This is a genomic window from Bradyrhizobium sp. SZCCHNR1015, assembly GCF_032489875.1.
Taxonomy (GTDB): Bacteria; Pseudomonadota; Alphaproteobacteria; order Rhizobiales; family Xanthobacteraceae; genus Bradyrhizobium.
Map to the genome: position 1 here is coordinate 164,726 of NZ_JAUEYW010000014.1, position 16,942 is coordinate 181,667.

Consider the following 16,942-nt stretch of genomic DNA (forward strand, 5'->3'; position numbering starts at 1 on the left):
GAGGGATCAGGCGGCCTTCTTCGCCGCCACGGGAGCTTCGATGATGCCGAGCAGATCGCTCTCCTTCATGATCAGGAGATCCTTGCCGTCGATGTTGACCTCGGTGCCCGACCACTTCGCGAACAGCACCCGGTCGCCGGCCTTGACGTTTAGCGGCACCAGCTGCCCCTGCTCATTCCGCGCGCCTGGCCCCGCGGCGACGATCTCGCCCTCCTGCGGCTTCTCCTTGGCGGTGTCGGGAATGATGATGCCGCCCTTGGTCTTCTCCTCGGCATCGATACGGCGCACGAGCACGCGGTCGTGCAATGGGCAGAATTGCATGCACATCCTCCTTCACAGATCAGCGATGTCACAAGCCTCGGGTCCCATCAGGCCCCCGAGCGAGCAACGACCTAGGAAAGCCGAACTTTTCGTTCAAGAGGGTCACGCAAATTTTTTGGCACTCTCGGGGAACGATTGCCAGCCCGGCTCTTGAACCGGGCCGGCCGCTTTCCCAGCTCTGTCGTCGCCAAAAAATCTTGATCGCACTTGTTGGGGATCACGATGCAGCTTCCGCCTTCTCTCCGGGCCGTCCTGGCGCCTGCCATTCTGTTTTGCCTGATGACCGGGCCTGCCTTGGCCCAAATTCCCGATCTCAAGCTCGGCCGGGTGCCGACATTGGCCCCGCTGGTCAAGGAGGTGACGCCCGCCGTCGTCAACATCTCGGTCGAAGGCAAGGTCCGCCAGGACAACCCGCTCTACCAGGACCCGCTGTTCCGCGAGTTCTTCGACGTCCCCAAGCAGGTCGAGAAGCAGATCAGCGCCACCGGCTCGGGCGTTATCGTCGATGCGCAGCGCGGCTACGTGATGACCGCCAATCACGTCGTCGAGCACGTCACGACAGCGCAGATCCGCACCAAGGATGGCCGCAAATTCGCCGCCCGCCTGGTCGGGCGCGATCCCGCCACCGACATCGCGCTGCTGCAGATCAGGGACCCGATCGAGCTCAGGGCCATCGCACTCGGCGACAGCGACGCGCTCGAGGTCGGCGACTTCGTGATCGCGGTCGGCAACCCGTTCGGCCTCGGCCAGACGGTCACCTCCGGCCTCGTCAGCGCGCTCGGACGCACGGGCCTGGGCAAGCAGGGCTACGAGGATTTCATCCAGACCGACGCGGCGATCAATCCCGGCAATTCCGGCGGCGCGCTGATCAATCTGCGCGGCGAGCTGGTCGGTATCAACACCGCGATCATCTCGCCCGGCGGAGGCAATGTCGGCATCGGCTTCGCGGTGCCGATCAACATGGCGCGACGGGTGATGGAGCAGCTCGTCGCGAACGGCCGCGTCGATCGCGGACGAATCGGCGTGACCCTGCTCGACCTCGACGCGCCGGCCGACGGCCGCATTCAAGGCGCGCGCGTCGCCGACGTCACCGTGGGCTCGCCGGCCGAACGCGCTGGATTGCGCAAGGGCGACATCATTGTGAAGGCGAACGACATGCCGGTGCGCAGCGCCACGCAGGTGCGCAACCTGATCGGCCTCACACCGGTCGGGCAGCGCGTCCGCCTCGTGTTCGAGCGCGACCGCGCGCTCGGCAATGCGACGGTGGAGGTCGCGCCAGTCGCCGAAGAACGCGCGCGTGCGCGGACTTCGGGCTGAGAATTCAACTTCAGTACGCTGTGAGCTGCGCATACCACGTGGAGTAAATTTTTACCGTGCATCAAGCATGCAGCGAGACGCCGATACCTCTCTAAATGCCTGTTAAGTGCCGTCGCGCTTATTGCAACCCCGCGGAGGTATTGAAATGCGGGGTGATGGTTTGTCGTTCAGTTTGCCACGCTGGCGCGTGACGCGCTGGCTGGCCGACCCGGGATATCCGGTGTCATCAGATATCCGCGGCGCATTGACCGGCGAGCTCTACGGCTGCTGGTCGGTGTTCGCCGGGGGCGCCATCAACACCGTCGCCGTTGCCGGAGCGCTTGCGCTGCGCACGCCGAGCCCGCTCTTCATCACCTGGTTCGTGCTCGAGGTCGCGGTCTGCCTGTCGCGTCTGGTCGTGATGATGATCGCCTACCGCCGCGCGCGCGAGCGGCTGGCGACGCCGACCGACATCCACATCCTGCTGTCGGTGGCCTGGAGCGCCAGCGTCGGCTTCGGCGTCGGCATCAGCCTCGCGTCCGGCGACTGGGTGGCCGCGTCATTGACCTGCATCTCCTCGGCCGCCATGGTGGGCGGCATCTGCTTTCGCAATTTCAGCGCGCCGCGCCTCGTCGGCACGATGATCCTGTTCAGCATCGGCCCCGTGATCCCCGGCGTCGCGACGTCGCATGAGCCGCTGTTGTTCGCGATGTATCTGCAGATGCCGGTCTACTTCCTCGCCATGACCGGCGCGGCGTTCCGGCTCAACAGGATGCTGGTGGCGGTGATGCAGGCCAAACGCGAGAGCGACGAGCGGGCGCGGCTCGATCCGCTCACGGGTCTGTCCAATCGCGCCGGCCTGATCGATGCGCTGCAGAGCAGGCTCAACGCCGGCGGCGATCGCAGCCTTGCTGTCCTGTATCTCGACCTCGATGGCTTCAAGCCGGTCAACGACACCTTCGGTCATGCCGCAGGCGATGAGCTGCTGAAGATCGTCGGCCGGACGCTGCGGCAGACCGCCGCTCCCGACGACGTCATCGCCCGGATCGGCGGCGACGAATTCGTCGTGCTCGCCGGTGATCCGGCGATCGACCACGCGCTGGCGCTCGGCGAGCGCATCATCGAGGTGATGACCGCGCCGATGGCCTTGCCGGGCGGCGCGCATGTCCAGATCGGCAGCAGCATCGGCATCGCCGTCGCGCCCGAGCACGGCACCGATCCGGAAGCCCTGCTGTTCGCGGCGGACGCCGCATTGTATGAAGCGAAGTCGAGCGGCAAATCATGCTGGCGGCTGGCCTCAGCCGAGGCCAATCTCGCAGCGCTGCGCAAGATCGCCGGCAGCGACCCGACCGCGAGCTCGGTCGCCAGCGCTGCGTGAGTTGCGCCTGGTGCAAACGACCAGCGCATCGCAGCCCGGATGAGCGCCTACCTACTGCGGCATCTCCGCGAGCGCAGCGAGGATGCGGGCCCAGGAGCGGATGCCCTTGTGGTAGCTCTTCAGGTCGTACTTCTCATTCGGTGAATGGATGTTGTCATCGTCGAGACCGAAGCCGACCAGCAGTGAATCGAGACCGAGCGTCTTCTTGAAATCGGTGACAATCGGGATCGAGGCGCCCGAGCCCATCAGGATGGTCTCCTTGCCCCACTCCTCGGTGAGCGCCTGCTTGGCAGCCGCCAGCGGCTTCATGGTCCAGTCGAGCGCGATCGCGGCGCCCGCCGAATGATCGCCGAACTCGACCGAGCAGTCGCCGGGAATGCGCGCCGAGACGTAGTCGCGGAACGCCTTGCGGATCTTCAGCGGGTCCTGGCCCTCGACGAGGCGGAACGAGACCTTCGCATGCGCCAGCGACGGGATCACGGTCTTGGAGCCCTCGCCGATATAGCCGCCCCAGATGCCGTTGATGTCGCAGGTCGGTCGCGACGAGATCTGCTCGATCAGCAGACGATCCTTCTCGCCGGCGGGAATCGACAGGCCGATCGGCTTGAGAAAGCTCTCGGGCGTCAGGTTCAGCTTCTTCCACTGCTCCAGCACCTCAGGCGGAACGTCCTTCACGCCATCATAGAAGCCGGGAATGGTGATGCGGCCGTCGGCGTCGAACAGGCCGCCAAGCACTTCGGTCAGCACGCGGATCGGATTGCGCGCGCCGCCGCCGAACACGCCGGAATGCAGGTCGCGATTGGCGGCCTTGATCTTGATCTCCTCATAGAGCAGGCCGCGCAACGAGGTCGTGATCGCCGGCGTGTTCGGGTCCCACATGCCGGTGTCGCAGACCAGCGCGAAATCGGCCTTGAACTCGTCCTTGTTGGCCTCGAGGAACGGCACGAAGTTCTTGGAGCCGACCTCCTCCTCGCCTTCGATCAGCATGGTGATGTCGAGCGGCAGCGCCCCCGTCACCTTCTTCCAGGCGCGACAGGCCTCGACGAAGGTCATCAGTTGGCCCTTGTCGTCCTCGGCGCCGCGCGCGACGATGATCTTGCGGCCGTCGGCGTGATCGGCGACCACAGGCTCGAACGGCGGCCGGTGCCACAGGTCGAGCGGATCGACCGGCTGCACGTCGTAATGACCATAGAACAGGACATGCGGCTTGGCGGCGCCATGACCGTTGCTCTTGCCGACCACGGCCGGATGGCCAGCGGTCGGGCGCACCTCGGTCGCAAAGCCGAGCGTCGCGAGATCCTTGGCGAGGTGATCGGCCGCCACCCTGCAATCGTCAGCAAAGACCGGATCGGCCGAGATCGACTTGATGCGGATCAGCGCAAACAGCCGTTCCAGGCTGTTGTCGAAGTCGGCATCGATGTGATCGAGAACGGATTGAAGCTGCGCATTGGCCATGGCCACCGGATCCTTCGCATGTAACGGCTATTGGCCCGCTTGTAGCTCCGTTGCGCGGTCCGGGCCAGCCTCATGCAAAGGCAGAAGATGCCGCCTGCGCCGCAGTCGGCGCAGAGGACATGACAAGGCCATCACGCCGGCCGGGAACAAGGCGCCCTGTCAACGCCGCAGCAGTCCACCAAGCGCGCCCCGCACGAGAGAACGGCCGATCGAGCCGCCCAGCGAGCCGCCGACCTGCTTGCCGAGATCGGCCGCGATGCCGCCGACCACCTTGTCCGTGACCGAGCGCGCGACGTTGCGCGCGATCACCTGCGTGGTCGAGAGCTGGCCGCGCTTGACATTCGTGCCGAAGATCGTGGCGGCGATGTCGCTGATCTTGCCGAGCACGCCGCCGGAGGAGGCATCCGTCGTCACGGCGGTTCCGCTAATCCGCTTCTGCAGCAGCTCGTAGGCGGACTCGGCGTCGATCGCGGTGTCGTATTTGCCCTTGACCGGGCTTGCAGCGATGACCGCCTTGCGTTCCTCCGGCGTGACCGATCCGATGCGCGCCGACGGCGGCCGGATCAGGACGCGCTCCACCATCGCCGGCGTGCCATTGCCCTCCAGGAACGACACCAGCGCCTCGCCCTTGCCGAGCTCGGTGATCACCTTGGCGGTGTCGAGCTTGGGGTTGGGACGGAACGTATCGGCGGCGGCAGCGACGGCCTTCTGATCGCGCGGCGTGAAAGCGCGCAGCGCATGCTGCACGCGGTTGCCCAATTGACCGAGCACGCGATCGGGAACGTCGAGCGGATTCTGCGTGACGAAATAGACGCCGACCCCCTTGGAACGGATCAGACGCACCACCTGCTCGATCTTGTCCATCAGCGCCTTGGGCGCATCGTTGAACAGCAGATGCGCCTCGTCGAAGAAGAAGACGAGCTTCGGCTTGGCGACGTCGCCGACCTCCGGCAGCTCCTCGAACAGCTCCGACAGCATCCACAGCAGGAACGTCGCGTAGAGCCGCGGGTTCTGCAGCAGCCTGTCGGCGACGAGGATGTTGATCATGCCGCGGCCGTCGCGGTCGGTCTTCATGAAGTCGGTGAGCGCCAGCGCCGGCTCGCCGAAGAACTTCGTGCCGCCCTGGTTCTCGAGCACGAGCAACTGCCGCTGGATCGTGCCGACGGTCGCGCGCGTGACATTGCCGAACGACTGCGCCGCCTTCCGGATCGGCGCCAGCGGGTCGGCGTCCGCATCCGCGCCCTTCTTGGCGTCCGGAATGATGGCGTCGAGCAGCGCGCGCAGATCCTTCATGTCGATCAGGGCGAGGCCGTTCTCGTCGGCCACGCGGAACGCGACGTTGAGAACACCTTCCTGAACGTCGTTCAGGTCGAGCATCCGCGCCAGCAGCAGCGGTCCCATCTCGGTGACGGTGGCGCGCACCGGATGCCCCTGCTCGCCGAACACATCCCAAAATACCGTCGAGAACTGATCGGGTTGATAGGTGAGGCCGAGCTCGGTGGCGCGCTTGAGGATGAAGTCCTTCGCTTCGCCGGTTTGCGAAATGCCCGAGAGATCACCTTTGATATCGGAGGCGAAGACCGGAACACCGGCACGGGCAAAACCTTCGGCCATCACCTGCAGCGAGACCGTCTTGCCGGTGCCGGTCGCGCCGGTGACCAGTCCATGACGATTGGCAAGCGCAAGTGTCAACCAGGCCGGCTGCTCGCCGGCACCCACGAAGATCTTGTCGTCGGTATCAGCCAGGGGTTTTCCGGATGGTGCCATGATGATCCATCTTTCGAGAGAGAATGTTTCGCATCACACGTGGTGCGGAGCATCGCGTACGATAACATAGTTGAGTTTCGCGAGCTGGAACCAGCGTCAGGGTGCCTCACCTCTTCGCACGGCACGCACTTTTCTTAGCATTGGTGCCGCGCGATGCGCACGTTTGGTACGTAGATTCAACATCCGGTCTTGCATCGCTGCAACAGTTCATCGTCGATCGCGAATCGATTCGCGCACCAAGCCGGCTCCTCGCTTGTAATTCACGGATCGTCCGATCAAGATGAATTCAGCGAGAGGACGTCCGGTCGTGGGGGACCGGATGAGACGGGGTTCACATGAGCGAGTTGATTGAGCCGCTGGCCAGAACGGCCGGCATCAGTAAAGTCGTGGCTGAAATCATCGGCATCGGGCCTGACCTCCTCAGCGATATTGGATGGCGACGGCAGGGGCAGCAGCCGTCAGCCGGTGAACTTTTTGCGTTCGGCCGCGACCAAATCGAAGCCGATCAGTTGGCACGATCGCGACAGGCACACCCGGCCTGAGCCGGTTGCCCCAAGCCCGACCGCCTGGGCCAGATCATCTGAAGCACCTTCGCGCGCGCCGAGTATCATGACATATCCGATCACCGAACTCGAAGGCATGACGACCTTCTATGCCGCCAAGCTGAAAGCTTTGGGCATCCGGACCACCGACGCATTTCTCGAAGCCGCCCGGACCGTGAAAGGGCGCAAGGCGCTGGCCGCCAAGACCGGCATCAGCGAGCAGCAACTGCTCGATTGGGCAAACGCCGCCGATTACATGCGCATTCCCGGCATGGGCAAGGCCAAGGTCTGCCTCGTCCGCGCAGCCGGCGTGACCACCGTGCGCGAGCTGGCGCACCGCAATCCGGCCCGGCTGGCGCAGAACATCAAGGAAGTGAACACCCGGCGGAAGCTGGTTCGCATCCTGCCGTCGGAGAGGTCGGTCGGCCAGCTCATCGAAAAGGCGCGGCGGCTGGAGCCGAAGATCAGCTATTGATCGGCTCTGGATTGACCGCGCTTGTGCAGTGCGACACCTTGACTTGACGGTGCCAACCGCGCAAAGCGGCGCCCATGAGCGCCATTTCGCCGCACTCCGCCCCGGACCTCGCGTCGAGCCACCCGCTGCTGCGGCCGTGGCTTTCGCGTCCATTCCCGGCGGTGATGGGCATTCTCAACGTCACACCGGATTCGTTCTCGGACGGCGGCCGTTTCGATGCGCCGGAACGGGCGATCGCGCAGGCCGAGCGCATGATCGCGGCCGGCGCCGACATCATCGACATCGGCGCCGAGTCGACCCGCCCCTACAAGGGCGCGGTGCCGGTCACGGCCGAGGAGGAACTGGCGCGCCTGCGACCGATCCTGCCTGCGATCGTCGCACTCGGCGTGCCCGTGTCGATCGACAGCATGAAATCTCAAGTTGCAGGTTACGCGCTGGACCATGGTGCCGCGATCGCCAATGATGTGTGGGGCCTGCAGCGCGATCCCGCGATGGCCACGGTCGTCGCCGCGCATGGCGCGCCGGTCGTGGTGATGCACAACCGTGCTGCCGTCGATCCGGAGATCGACATCATCGAAGACATGCTGGGCTTCTTCACGCGCTCGCTGGACATCGCGGCCAAGGCCGGCATCCCCATTGGGAACATCGTGCTCGATCCCGGTATCGGCTTCGGCAAGACGCCGCAGCAGAGCATGACGGCGCTGGCCCGGCTCGATGCATTCGCATGCTTCGGGCTGCCGCTGCTGGTCGGCGCATCGCGAAAACGTTTCATCAGCACCGTGGTGGCGTCGGAGCCGCAGGAGCGGCTTGGCGGCTCGATCGCGGCGCATCTGATTGCGGCTCGGCGCGGTGCTGCAATCATCCGGGCGCATGACGTCGCCGAGACGGTTCAGGCCGTGCGCGTGGCCGCGGCAATCGAGGCACTGCGATGACCGATACGATCTTCATCAAGGGCGTTCTCATCCACGCGCGTCATGGCGTGATGGAGCATGAGAGCGAGGTCGGCCAGCGCTTCGTCATCGACCTCGAACTCTACACCGATCTGTCGGACTCCTCGCGCAGCGACCGCCTCGCCGACACCGTGTCTTATTCCGACGTGGTGGAGACGGCGACGGCGGCGTTCAAGGACACCAACTACCGCCTGCTCGAACGCGCGGCCGGCGCGGTCGCCGATGCGATCCTGTCGACCTTCGCCCGCATCCGCGCCGTCAAAGTGACCGTGCACAAGCCGCATGCGCCGATCGCCGCCATCTTCGAGGATGTCGGCGTGGTGCTGACGCGCTCCCGGCATCCGTAACCCCGATGGCGAGCGCGCTGATCGCTCTCGGCGGCAATGTCGGCGACGTCAGGGCGACGTTCCGGCGCGCCATTCCGGAGATCTGCGCGCGTGCCTCGGCTGCGCTCGTTGCGCGGTCGTCCGACTACACCACGCCGCCTTGGGGCGAGGAGCAGCAGCCGACCTTCATCAATGCCTGCATCGAGATCGCAACCGCGATGCCCCCACGGCGGCTGCTCAGCGCTCTGCACGCGGTCGAACGCATGTTCGGCCGCGATCGCACGCAAGAGACGCGTTGGGGCCCGCGGACGCTCGACCTGGATCTGATCGCCTATGACGACATCGCGGTCGACACGCCCGATCTGACGCTGCCGCACCCCCGGCTGTTCGAACGCGGCTTCGTGCTGGTGCCGTTGTCCGAGATCGTGCCGGCGCGACGGATTGCCGGGCGCCGCGTCGACGAGGCCGTGCTCGCCGTTTCGCGCGACGGAATCCGGCCGCTGCCGTCAGCCGAATAGCTGACATCTCCGGCCAAACAACCGTTTGGCTTGGCCGCCCTGACGTGGCATTTTGCGCCACAACAATCGCGATAACAGACGCCCCGGGAGACGCGTACCGACATGACGACCGAGACCGACGATCTGCGACTGGCTGCCGATTTCGCTCCGGCCGGCGAGGCGGACTGGCGCAAGCTGGTCGATGGCGTGCTGAAGGGTGCGGCCTTCGAGAAGCTGGTCGGCAAGACCTATGACGGGCTCGAAATCCAGCCGATCTATCCGCGCGCCAAGCATGCCGCGCCGGTCGCGGGCCGCGCACCATCGTCGCCATGGCAGATCATGCAGCGCATCGATCATCCCGATCCGGCCAAGGCCAATGCGCAGGCGCTGATCGACCTCGAGAACGGCGCGACCGGTTTGTCGCTGGTGTTTGCCGGCTCGAATGCCGCGCATGGCTTTGGCCTCGCCGCCAACGCCGACGCGGTGGCGCGCGCGCTCGACGGCGTGCATCTCGATGCTGCGATTGCAATCGAATTGCAGCTCGGTGACTCGCTCTCGCCCGCCTCGCTTGTCGCCGATATCGTCAAGCAGCGCGGCATCACGGCCGCGGCCTGCGACATCCGGTTCGGCCTCGATCCGATCGGGGACGCCGCTGTTCGCGGCGCAAGCACGCATGACGCATCGACGCTCGGCGGCAATTCGGGCGCGCTGGTCAGGCAGCTGCACGAGGCCGGCTTCAAAGGCCCGTTCTTCGCCGCCGACGGCCGCGTCGTGCACGTCGCCGGCGGATCGGAGGCGCAGGAGCTCGCCTTCGTGCTCGCCTCTGGTGTCGCCTATCTGCGGGCGCTCGAAGCCGAAGGCATCGCGCTCGAGACCGCGCGCGGCATGATCTATGGCCGGCTCGCCGCCGACACCGATCAGTTCCTCACGCTGGCGAAATTCCGCAGCCTGCGCCGGCTGTGGGCACGCGTCGAGGAGGCGTGCGGGCTGGCACCGAAGCCGCTCTTCATCTCGGGCGAGACGGCGTGGCGCATGCTCACCCGGCGCGATCCTTACGTGAACATGCTGCGCGCCACCATCGCCGTGTTTGCGGCCGGGCTCGGCGGCGCCAACGCCGTGACGGTGCTGCCGCATACGACCGCGCTCGGCCTGCCCGACGCGTTCGCGCGCCGCGTCGCCCGCAACACGCAACTGGTGCTGCTGGAGGAAAGCAATCTCGCCCGCGTCGCCGATCCGGCCGCCGGCGCCGGCGGCGTCGAGGCGCTGACCAGCGAGCTGTGCAGCGCCGCCTGGGCCCTGTTCCAGGAGATCGAGAAGGCCGGCGGCGTGGGCGCGGCTCTGCAGACCGGGCTGATCCAGTCCAAGGTCGCCGCGGTCAAGGCGGTGCGGGATGCCAACATCGCGAGGCGCCGCGACGTGCTGACCGGCGCCAGCGAGTTTCCAAATCTCAACGAGGCCGCGGTCGCGGTCGAAGCGCTCGCACCGGTGGCGCCGCAACCGATCGACAAGGCTTCGCTCACCTTCGCCGCGCTCGCGCCGATCCGTCTCGCGGACGGTTTCGAGAAGCTGCGTGATCGCTCGGACGCGCTGTTGGAGCGCCAGGGACAGCGCCCCTCGGTGTTCCTCGCCAATCTCGGCACCGCCGCCGACTTCACCGCGCGCGCCACCTTCGCCCGCAGCTTCTTCGAGGCCGGCGGTATCGCCGCGATCGACGGCCAGGGCGGCGCCGATCCGGCCGCGCTCGCAGATGCCTACCGCGCCTCCGGCGCCGCGATCGCCTGCCTTTGCTCGTCCGACAAGGTCTATGCCGACGCCGCGGTTCCCGCTGCCAAGGCCCTTCAGGCCGCCGGCGCGCGACATATCTATCTGGCAGGCCGCGGCGGCGAACAGGAAGCTGCGCTGCGCGAGGCCGGCATCGGCAGCTTCGTCTTTGCCGGCGGCGACGCATTGAAGACGCTCGCGGACGCCTACGCGCATCTGGAGTCAGCATGACCGACGAAAGCAAACCCGTCCTCACCGGCGGCTGCCAATGCGGCGCGATCCGCTACGCGCTGATGTCGGCGCCGAGCAAGGTCAGCATCTGCCATTGTCGGATGTGCCAGAAGGCTTCGGGCGCGCCGTTCGCGTCGTTCGCTGAAATCAACAATGAGAGCTTCGCCTGGACCCGCGGTCAGCCGGCCGCGTTCCATTCCTCCTCGATCGCGATGCGCGACTTCTGCAGCCAATGCGGCACGCCCCTGAGCTTTCGCCGTATCGACGGACCGCGCATCGAGATCATGACCGGGACCTTCGACCGGCCGGACCGGGTGGTGCCGACGCGGCAATATGGCTCGGAGTCGCGGCTCGGCTGGGTGGTCGCGATCGCCAACCTGCCGAGCCAGACCACGCAGCAGAACTACGGACCGGAGAAGATGGCTGGTGTCGTCAGCCATCAGCATCCGGATCATGATTAAGCGATGAGGACACGAGGCCATGAGCCGCATTCCTGATTTCAGCGCCATCGCATTCGAACCCATCGCAGCCCCCGCGCCCGCGGGGGCCGCCGAGCCGTGGCTGACGCCGGAAGGCATTCCGGTGAAACCGGCCTATGGCGAGGCCGATCTCGCCGGCATCGACTTCCTCGACACCTGGCCCGGCATTGCGCCCTATCTGCGCGGTCCCTACCCCACGATGTATGTCAACCAACCCTGGACCGTCCGGCAATATGCCGGCTTCTCCACGGCGGAGGATTCCAACGCCTTCTACCGGCGCAACCTCGCCGCCGGCCAGAAGGGCCTGTCGGTCGCGTTCGATCTCGCCACCCATCGCGGCTATGATTCCGATCATCCGCGCGTCGGCGGCGACGTCGGCATGGCCGGCGTCGCGATCGACTCGATCTACGACATGCGCACCTTGTTCGCCGGCATTCCGCTCGACCAGATGAGCGTGTCGATGACCATGAACGGCGCGGTGCTGCCGATCCTCGCGCTGTTCGTCGTCGCCGCCGAAGAACAAGGCGTGCCGCCGGAGAAGCTGTCGGGCACCATTCAGAACGACATTCTGAAAGAGTTCATGGTGCGCAACACCTACATCTATCCGCCCTCGCCCTCGATGCGGATCATCTCCGACATCTTCGCCTTCACCTCGCAGCGGATGCCGAAGTTCAACTCGATCTCGATCTCCGGCTATCACATGCAGGAGGCCGGCGCGACGCAGGACCTCGAGCTCGCCTACACGCTCGCCGACGGCGTCGAATATCTGCGCGCCGGCATCGCCGCCGGCCTCGACGTCGACCGCTTCGCGCCGCGGCTGTCGTTCTTCTGGGCGATCGGCATGAACTTCTTCATGGAGGTCGCCAAGCTCCGCGCCGCGCGGCTTTTGTGGGCCAAGCTCCTGAAGCCGTTCAATCCGAAGGACGCGCGCTCGCTGTCGCTGCGCACGCACAGCCAGACCTCGGGCTGGTCGCTGACCGCGCAGGACGTCTACAACAACGTGGTGCGCACCGCGGTCGAAGCGATGGCCGCCACGCAAGGCCACACCCAGTCGCTGCACACCAACGCGCTCGACGAGGCGCTGGCGCTGCCCACCGACTTCTCCGCGCGCATCGCCCGCAACACGCAATTGTTCCTGCAGCAGGAGAGCGGCACCACCCGGATCATCGATCCCTGGGGCGGCTCGTACTACGTCGAGCGCCTCACCCGCGATCTCGCCGCGAAGGCCTGGGGCCACATCCAGGAGATCGAGGAGCTCGGCGGCATGGCCAAGGCGATCGAGGCCGGCGTGCCGAAGCTGCGCATCGAGGAGGCCTCGGCCAAGACCCAGGCGCGGATCGACACCTGCCGCCAGTCCGTCATCGGCGTCAACAAGTACAAGCCGACCGACGAGCCGCCGCTCGACGTTCTCAAGGTCGACAATTCCACCGTGCGCCGGCTGCAGATCGACAAGCTGTCGCGGCTGAAGTCCGAGCGCAAGCAGGCCGAGGTCGACGCGGCGCTGGCGGCGCTGACGCGCTCGGCCGGCGACGGCAACGGCAACCTGCTGGCGCTCGCGATCGACGCCGCGCACGCCAAGGCGACCGTCGGCGAGATATCCGACGCGCTGGAAAAGGTGTTCGGCCGCCACCGCGCCGAGATCAAGTCCATCACCGGCGTCTACAAGCGGGAGATCGCCGCCATGTCCGGCAAAGCCGAGAAGCTGCAGGCGCTGATCGAGGCGTTCGAGGAGGCGGAAGGCCGCCGGCCGCGCATCCTCGTCGCCAAGATCGGCCAGGACGGCCACGACCGCGGCCAGAAGGTGATCGCGTCCGCTTTCGCCGACATCGGCTTCGACGTCGACATCGGGCCGCTGTTCGCCACCGCCGACGAGGCGGCGCGGCAGGCGGTCGAGAACGACGTCCACATTCTCGGCGTGTCGTCGCTCGCCGCCGCGCATCTCACCGCGGTGCCGGAGCTCAAGGCCGCGCTCAAGAAGCAGGGCCGCGAGGACATCATGATCATCGTCGGCGGCGTGGTGCCGCCGCAGGATTACGACGCGCTGTACAAGTCCGGCGCGGAAGCGATCTTCCCGCCGGGCACCGTGATCGCCGACGCCGCGGAGGAACTGATCCACAAGCTCAACGCGCGGCTCGGCCACAGCCAGGCAGCGGAATAGTTTTTCGAATCCGCGAGCGCAGCTCTTCGGCGCGCGATCGTCCGATCGTGCGCCGTTACGTTGTTGCTCATGAACCTCAGCATTTCCTGGCGATCCGCATCTTCACCCATTGGATATTGCTAGTCATGACCCGTTCGACACTTTGCGCCGCTGCGCTGCTTGGCCTGTTTTGGGCCGCGCCGGTCCTCGCCGCCGATCCCAAGCCGGATGCCAGCATCAACACCAAGGCGGTCGAGGCCAACGTGACGCTCGATGCCCGGATCAAGGCTGATGCGCCGCTCGCGGCCTATTGCCTGGCCGACGGCAAGAAATGGATCGACAAGAACGCCGCCGACGCCGCCAAGGAGCGCAAGGAAGATCCGGAAACGTTCCGCGACGGCAAGTGGTCGTTCGAGCGCAGATATTCCATTCGCTCGGTCGTCGCCGACCGCTACGTCAGCATCCTCCGGGACGACTACATGGACACGCGCGCCGCGCATCCCAACAGCGACGTCAACACCATCCTCTGGGACAAGGCCGCGGCCAAGCCGATCAGCATCCGCCCGTTCTTCACCGACACCGCCGACAACGGCCCCACGATGAAGGCGATGCTGAATGCGGTGATCACGTCGCTGAAGGCCGAGAAAAAGAAGCGCGACGCCACGGAGACGGCGACCGCCGAATGGTTCAAGGGGCTGGAGCCGAAGCTGCTGAAGATCGGCGCCGTGACGCTCGCTCCCTCCACGGAGGCCGGAAAGAGCTCCGGCCTGACCTTCCACTACCCGCCTTATGCGGTCGGCCCCTACGCCGAAGGCCAGTACGTCGCCTTCGTGCCGTGGGAGACGCTGAAGCCGTATCTGTCACCGGAGGGCCAGGCGATCTTCGGCGGCGCCAGGCCGAAGGGGGATGCGGAAGACCAGTGAAGCCAACCGGCGGCCGTGCAGCCGATGGCTGGATATGCTAGACTGTTCTCATGAACGACGTCGCTGACATTCGCCTCATGACGATCATCGGCCGGCTGCAGGCCCTTGCGCCGGCCCTGCGAAAGGCCGGCATCACGCGACTGTCGCTGTTCGGTTCGCGTGCGCGCGGCGACTCCCGTCCTGACAGCGACCTCGACGTTCTCGTGGAAACCACGCCCCCCGGACTCCCTCCCGCGTTCGATCACTTCAAGGCCCAGCACCTTATCGAGGACGACATCGGACTGCGCGTCCAGATCACGCAACGGGCGCTGTTGAAGCGGCGGATCGCCGATCGAATTGCTGATGACCTGATCGAGGTGTTTTGAGGTGCCTCCGACCGTCGAAGACCGGCTACGGGACATTGCCGAAGCCATTGCGGAAATCGAACAGCTTGTCGCCGGTGCCGATCTCGCGGCCTTCAGCTCTGACCGCCTGTTGCGCCTGGCGACAGAGCGCCTGCTCGAGATCATTTACGAGGCCTCCCGCAACATTCCCGACAGCATCAAGAGCGAGAGTCCGACTATCCACTGGCGGAAAATGATCGACTTCGGAAACCTGCTGCGGCATGCCTATCACACCACCGACGTTGCCGTCGTTTGGGATGTCGTCGCCGGTGAGCTTCCGGCTTTGAAAACGTTCGTCAGCGGCAAGCTCACCGACTTGAAGTAGAATGATCTCGCGGGGCACCGACACCACCTCATTGGCCGATGCGCTCCGCGCCGGCAGCCGCGCCGCGCTGGCGCGCGCGATCACGCTGGTCGAGAGCCGCCGTGCCGACCACCAGGCCGCCGCGCGCGAGCTGGTGCAGGCACTGCTGCCGCAGACGGGGCACGCGATCCGCGTCGGCATCACCGGCTCGCCCGGCGTCGGCAAGTCGACCACGATCGATGCGCTCGGCATGTACCTGATCGGACAGGGCCACAAGGTCGCGGTGCTCGCGGTCGACCCGTCCTCCGCGCGCACCGGCGGTTCGATCCTCGGCGACAAGACGCGGATGGCGCGATTGTCCCATCACGAGCACGCCTTCATCCGCCCCTCGCCCTCCTCCGGCACGCTCGGCGGCGTCGCCGCCAAGACGCGCGAGGCGATGCTGCTGTGCGAGGCTGCGGGCTTCGACGTGATCCTGGTCGAGACCGTCGGCATCGGCCAGTCCGAGACCGCGGTCTGCGACATGACCGACTTTTTCCTTGCGCTGATGCTGCCCGGCGGCGGCGACGAGCTGCAGGGCATCAAGAAGGGCCTGGTCGAGCTCGCCGACATGATCGCGATCAACAAGGCAGATGGCGACAACATCAAGCGCGCCAACATCACCGCCGCCGACTATCGCGGCGCGCTGCATCTGCTCAGCCCGCGCTCCGAGCACTGGCATCCGCCGGTCGTCACCTACTCCGCGATATCAGGCACGGGCATCGCCGAGCTGTGGCAGAAGGTGATCGATCATCGCAAGGCGATGGTCGCGTCCGGCGAGTTCGCCGCGCGCCGCCGCGACCAGCAGGTGAAATGGATGTGGACCATGCTGGAGCAGCGCCTGATGGCCCGGCTGCGCACCGACCCCTCCATTCGTACGAAAGTGAAGAAGCTGGAGACCGACGTTGCCGAGGGCCGCGTCGCGCCGGCGCTGGCCGCCGAGCAGCTTGCGGAGATGCTGAATTGACCGAGCGGCTGCGCCTCCTGATCACCGGATTCGGCCCGTTTCCCGGCGCGCCGTCCAACCCGACCATGCCGCTGGTGAAACGGCTCGCGGCGCTGCGGCGCCCGGCGCTGGCTGATGTCGACATCTCCAGCCACATCTTTCACGTGACCTACGATACCGTCGATCGCGAGCTGCCCGCATTGATCGCCGAGCGGCGCCCGCATGCGCTGTTGATGTTCGGCCTCGCGGGACGAACATCCTATCTGCGGATCGAGACCCGTGCCCGCAACGCGGTCACCACCACCTTTCCCGATGCCGACCGCCACGTCGCGCGCAAGGGCCTGATCGTCCCGGGCGCGCATCCGATCTCCTTCGGCCCGCACATGTCGCGACTGCTGCGCGCGGCACGCGCTACCGGCATCGATGCGCGGGCTTCGCGCGATGCCGGCAGCTATCTTTGCAACTATCTGAGCTGGCGCGCGATCGAGGCGACCAGGGCCGCCGACGGCCCGCGGCTCGCCGCCTTCATCCACATCCCGCCGCTGCCGCGCTCCGGCACGGTACTGCCACAAGGCAGCCCCCGCATCACGCTGGACGCGCTGGTCGATGCCGGCGAAGCCATGCTGATGGAGCTGGTGAAGCTGGCGCGGCATCGAGGCCGAGCGTAAAGATTTAACCCTACCCGCAACAAACAGCCGCTGCGACCGTCCGACCAAGCCGGCCGTGAGCGCT

18 protein-coding genes are annotated in these 16,942 nt (G+C 66.3%); 15 read left to right on the top strand and 3 right to left on the bottom strand.

From position 1 onward, the window contains the following. Positions 1 to 6: 6 nt before the first annotated feature. Entirely contained in the window at positions 7 to 321 is a 315-nt protein-coding gene (gene groES / locus QX128_RS23935) for a co-chaperone GroES (protein ID WP_315804218.1), read from the bottom strand. 222 nt (positions 322 to 543) lie between these two features. Here groES and QX128_RS23940 point away from each other — a divergent pair, with 222 nt between their 5' ends. Both QX128_RS23940 and QX128_RS23945 read left to right on the top strand, forming a co-directional pair. Next, on the top strand, positions 544 to 1,638 hold the full coding sequence (locus QX128_RS23940; RefSeq protein WP_316238691.1) for a trypsin-like peptidase domain-containing protein: 1,095 nt from the start codon (positions 544 to 546) through the stop codon (positions 1,636 to 1,638). Positions 1,639 to 1,783: 145 nt separating this feature from the next. Further along, positions 1,784 to 2,995, top strand: coding sequence for a GGDEF domain-containing protein (locus tag QX128_RS23945; protein ID WP_316238692.1), 1,212 nt, complete (start codon positions 1,784 to 1,786; stop codon positions 2,993 to 2,995). Positions 2,996 to 3,046: 51 nt separating this feature from the next. On the opposite strand, the gene QX128_RS23950 is transcribed toward QX128_RS23945, so the two are convergent. After that, positions 3,047 to 4,450, bottom strand: a complete 1,404-nt coding sequence (locus QX128_RS23950) for a M20/M25/M40 family metallo-hydrolase (RefSeq protein WP_315804221.1) — start codon at positions 4,448 to 4,450, stop codon at positions 3,047 to 3,049. A gap of 159 nt (positions 4,451 to 4,609) precedes the next feature. Next, the gene (locus tag QX128_RS23955) at positions 4,610 to 6,217 is read right to left on the bottom strand and encodes a helicase HerA-like domain-containing protein (RefSeq protein ID WP_315804222.1); all 1,608 of its coding nucleotides are present in this window, start codon (positions 6,215 to 6,217) and stop codon (positions 4,610 to 4,612) included. 335 nt (positions 6,218 to 6,552) lie between these two features. On the opposite strand from QX128_RS23955, the gene QX128_RS23960 reads away from it, so the two are divergent. From QX128_RS23960 to QX128_RS24020, 13 genes are all read left to right on the top strand, one after another. Then, entirely contained in the window at positions 6,553 to 6,759 is a 207-nt protein-coding gene (locus QX128_RS23960; protein ID WP_315804223.1) for a hypothetical protein, read from the top strand. A 67-nt stretch (positions 6,760 to 6,826) separates the two neighbouring features. Continuing rightward, positions 6,827 to 7,234, top strand: a complete 408-nt coding sequence (locus tag QX128_RS23965) for a DUF4332 domain-containing protein (RefSeq protein ID WP_315804224.1) — start codon at positions 6,827 to 6,829, stop codon at positions 7,232 to 7,234. Between the two features lie 74 nt (positions 7,235 to 7,308). Further along, on the top strand, positions 7,309 to 8,166 hold the full coding sequence (folP, locus tag QX128_RS23970; RefSeq protein WP_315804225.1) for a dihydropteroate synthase: 858 nt from the start codon (positions 7,309 to 7,311) through the stop codon (positions 8,164 to 8,166). Further along, on the top strand, positions 8,163 to 8,531 hold the full coding sequence (gene folB / locus QX128_RS23975) for a dihydroneopterin aldolase (protein ID WP_315804226.1): 369 nt from the start codon (positions 8,163 to 8,165) through the stop codon (positions 8,529 to 8,531). Before folP ends, folB begins: the two co-directional genes overlap by 4 nt. 5 nt (positions 8,532 to 8,536) lie before the next feature. Then, the gene (gene folK, locus QX128_RS23980; protein ID WP_315804227.1) at positions 8,537 to 9,028 is read left to right on the top strand and encodes a 2-amino-4-hydroxy-6-hydroxymethyldihydropteridine diphosphokinase; all 492 of its coding nucleotides are present in this window, start codon (positions 8,537 to 8,539) and stop codon (positions 9,026 to 9,028) included. Between the two features lie 102 nt (positions 9,029 to 9,130). Then, positions 9,131 to 10,999 (top strand): methylmalonyl-CoA mutase subunit beta, encoded by a 1,869-nt coding sequence (locus tag QX128_RS23985; RefSeq protein WP_315804228.1) that lies wholly within the window; start codon positions 9,131 to 9,133, stop codon positions 10,997 to 10,999. After that, positions 10,996 to 11,460 (top strand): GFA family protein, encoded by a 465-nt coding sequence (locus QX128_RS23990; RefSeq protein WP_315804229.1) that lies wholly within the window; start codon positions 10,996 to 10,998, stop codon positions 11,458 to 11,460. Before QX128_RS23985 ends, QX128_RS23990 begins: the two co-directional genes overlap by 4 nt. A 19-nt stretch (positions 11,461 to 11,479) precedes the next feature. Continuing rightward, positions 11,480 to 13,636, top strand: a complete 2,157-nt coding sequence (scpA, locus tag QX128_RS23995; protein WP_316238693.1) for a methylmalonyl-CoA mutase — start codon at positions 11,480 to 11,482, stop codon at positions 13,634 to 13,636. Between the two features lie 125 nt (positions 13,637 to 13,761). Further along, a complete protein-coding gene (locus tag QX128_RS24000; protein ID WP_316238694.1) occupies positions 13,762 to 14,538 on the top strand; it encodes a DUF3298 and DUF4163 domain-containing protein in 777 nt (258 codons plus the stop codon). Positions 14,539 to 14,588: 50 nt separating this feature from the next. After that, entirely contained in the window at positions 14,589 to 14,903 is a 315-nt protein-coding gene (locus tag QX128_RS24005; protein WP_315804232.1) for a nucleotidyltransferase family protein, read from the top strand. A gap of 1 nt (position 14,904) precedes the next feature. After that, entirely contained in the window at positions 14,905 to 15,246 is a 342-nt protein-coding gene (locus QX128_RS24010) for a DUF86 domain-containing protein (RefSeq protein WP_316238695.1), read from the top strand. A gap of 1 nt (position 15,247) precedes the next feature. After that, on the top strand, positions 15,248 to 16,231 hold the full coding sequence (gene meaB / locus QX128_RS24015; protein WP_316238696.1) for a methylmalonyl Co-A mutase-associated GTPase MeaB: 984 nt from the start codon (positions 15,248 to 15,250) through the stop codon (positions 16,229 to 16,231). Next, positions 16,228 to 16,878, top strand: coding sequence for a pyroglutamyl-peptidase I (locus tag QX128_RS24020; protein ID WP_316238697.1), 651 nt, complete (start codon positions 16,228 to 16,230; stop codon positions 16,876 to 16,878). The genes meaB and QX128_RS24020 overlap by 4 nt, the downstream gene beginning before the upstream one ends. Positions 16,879 to 16,942 lie beyond the last annotated feature (64 nt).

Bases quoted from the DNA above. Each gene is read 5' to 3' on its own strand.
- QX128_RS23990 (WP_315804229.1), top strand. From the start codon at position 10,996: ATGACCGACGAAAGCAAACCCGTCCTCACCGGCGGCTGCCAATGCGGC.
- QX128_RS23960 (WP_315804223.1), top strand. From the start codon at position 6,553: ATGAGCGAGTTGATTGAGCCGCTGGCCAGAACGGCCGGCATCAGTAAA.
- QX128_RS23985 (WP_315804228.1), top strand. From the start codon at position 9,131: ATGACGACCGAGACCGACGATCTGCGACTGGCTGCCGATTTCGCTCCG.
- QX128_RS23940 (WP_316238691.1), top strand. From the start codon at position 544: ATGCAGCTTCCGCCTTCTCTCCGGGCCGTCCTGGCGCCTGCCATTCTG.
- QX128_RS23965 (WP_315804224.1), top strand. From the start codon at position 6,827: ATGACATATCCGATCACCGAACTCGAAGGCATGACGACCTTCTATGCC.
- QX128_RS23945 (WP_316238692.1), top strand. From the start codon at position 1,784: ATGCGGGGTGATGGTTTGTCGTTCAGTTTGCCACGCTGGCGCGTGACG.
- QX128_RS23955 (WP_315804222.1), bottom strand. From the start codon at position 6,217: ATGGCACCATCCGGAAAACCCCTGGCTGATACCGACGACAAGATCTTC.
- folP (WP_315804225.1), top strand. From the start codon at position 7,309: ATGAGCGCCATTTCGCCGCACTCCGCCCCGGACCTCGCGTCGAGCCAC.
- QX128_RS24000 (WP_316238694.1), top strand. From the start codon at position 13,762: ATGACCCGTTCGACACTTTGCGCCGCTGCGCTGCTTGGCCTGTTTTGG.
- QX128_RS23950 (WP_315804221.1), bottom strand. From the start codon at position 4,450: ATGGCCAATGCGCAGCTTCAATCCGTTCTCGATCACATCGATGCCGAC.
- QX128_RS24005 (WP_315804232.1), top strand. From the start codon at position 14,589: ATGAACGACGTCGCTGACATTCGCCTCATGACGATCATCGGCCGGCTG.
- scpA (WP_316238693.1), top strand. From the start codon at position 11,480: ATGAGCCGCATTCCTGATTTCAGCGCCATCGCATTCGAACCCATCGCA.
- folK (WP_315804227.1), top strand. From the start codon at position 8,537: ATGGCGAGCGCGCTGATCGCTCTCGGCGGCAATGTCGGCGACGTCAGG.
- groES (WP_315804218.1), bottom strand. From the start codon at position 321: ATGCAATTCTGCCCATTGCACGACCGCGTGCTCGTGCGCCGTATCGAT.
- meaB (WP_316238696.1), top strand. From the start codon at position 15,248: ATGATCTCGCGGGGCACCGACACCACCTCATTGGCCGATGCGCTCCGC.
- folB (WP_315804226.1), top strand. From the start codon at position 8,163: ATGACCGATACGATCTTCATCAAGGGCGTTCTCATCCACGCGCGTCAT.